The sequence below is a fragment of the Kitasatospora sp. NPDC017646 genome (genome assembly GCF_044329365.1).
Lineage (GTDB): Bacteria > Actinomycetota > Actinomycetes > Streptomycetales > Streptomycetaceae > Kitasatospora.
The window spans coordinates 1-1,538 of record NZ_JBIRJC010000140.1; the positions used below are offsets into that span (position 1 = coordinate 1).

The following is a 1,538-nucleotide window of genomic DNA, read 5'->3' on the forward strand; positions in this document are numbered from 1 at the left end:
CTCCCGTACCAGTGAAGTCAGGATGATCAAGAGATCACGCAGTGACCCGCTTTTGATCCGCCGTCCGTGGTCCTCGTTTCACCCGTCGCCGACACAGATTGATCACGACCGAATACGCGCCCTAGGACGCGCCGTCGCCGGCGGTCTCGCCGCAGCGCGGCTCGATGCGGTCGACTACTTGCTCGCTCCACGCTCGGATGACCGCCGCCTGCTCGGGAGTGAGTGAGTCGAAGAAGTGGCGGCGGATGTTGTCGGCATGCACGAGGATGGCGCTCTGGGCGGCGCGGCGTCCCTCGGCGGTCAGCCCGATCCCCGCGCGGCGGCCATCGGCCCCGTACTGGGTGCGCTTTACGAAGCCCCGTTTTTCCATGCGTGTCAGCTGGTGTGAGACGCGGCTCTTGTCCCAGTCGAGGGACTCGGAGAGTTCGCCGACGCGCATCTCGGGGCCTGTACCCCTCCACAGCGTCACCAGCACACTGAACTCGGCTTTCGAGATTCCGCTGTCACGCTGCAGACCACGCTCCAGCTCCCTGGTGAGCAGGCGCTGTGCGCGCATCCAGGTGTCCCAGAACTCCCACTCCTCGGGTTCCAGCGATCGAGTCTCCGTCATGTCGCCGAGGATACCGCGACCAGCACAGTTGTCACTTCAACTCTTCCCGATCTAGAGTTGACACATCAACTCTCCTGAGGGGAAGACCATGACACTCCGCATCGCACTCATCCTCGGAAGCACCCGCCCCGGACGCCGCGGCGACCAGATCGCCGCCTGGGCGCTGGAGGCCGCCCGTGCCCACGGCGGCGCCGACTACGACCTCATCGACCTCGCCGACCACAACCTCGGCAACCTCGACGAGCCCGGCAACCCGAACCTCCAGCAGTACCAGCACGACCACACCCGCACCTGGGGCGCACTCATCGACAGCTTCGACGGCTACGTATTCCTCGTCCCCGAGTACAACCGCTCCTACCCCGGAGCCCTGAAGAACGCCCTGGACTACGTCTACCGGGAGTGGAACGACAAGGCCGCCGGGATCATCAGCTACGGCGGCTGGGTCGCCGGGGCCCGGGCCGCCGAGGCGCTGCGGCTCGTCCTCGCCGAACTCCAGGTGGCCACGGTCCGGGCCCAGCCCACCATCTCGACACACCCCTCGTTCCACACCGGCACCTTCGTCCCCCAGGAGGGCCTCGACACCGCCGTGGGCGGCATGCTCGACCAGGTGATCGCCTGGTCCGGCGCCCTGCGCGGGGTCCGTGAGGCCAAGACGCCGACGGCCACGGCTGCATGAGGCCCGGTTCGTGGCCGATCACGTGAGCGGACGTGGAGAGCTGACGGACACTGCGACGCATCCGCCTGGCCATCACCATCAACGGGCAAGAACAAGCTGACCCGACCCGCTTCAAGAACCGAGGCCGACGCCTATACAGGGCGCCGGCCTCGGCCCGGTTACTGAGGATTTCATGCTGTTGTCGGGTAGTGACAGGTAGTGATCCCTGCGGTATGCCGTTGACATGCGGTATGCGCAGGGTGGGGGCCTGAC

The 1,538-nt window shown here is 66.5% G+C and carries 2 protein-coding genes; one reads left to right on the plus strand and one right to left on the minus strand.

From position 1 onward, the window contains the following. Positions 1-121: 121 nt before the first annotated feature. Positions 122-610: a MarR family winged helix-turn-helix transcriptional regulator gene (locus ACH4J0_RS43200; RefSeq protein WP_363783716.1), complete on the minus strand. Its 489-nt coding sequence runs from the start codon at positions 608-610 to the stop codon at positions 122-124. An 88-nt stretch (positions 611-698) separates the two neighbouring features. On the opposite strand from ACH4J0_RS43200, the gene ACH4J0_RS43205 reads away from it, so the two are divergent. Next, entirely contained in the window at positions 699-1,286 is a 588-nt protein-coding gene (locus tag ACH4J0_RS43205) for an NAD(P)H-dependent oxidoreductase (RefSeq protein WP_363783715.1), read from the plus strand. Positions 1,287-1,538 lie beyond the last annotated feature (252 nt).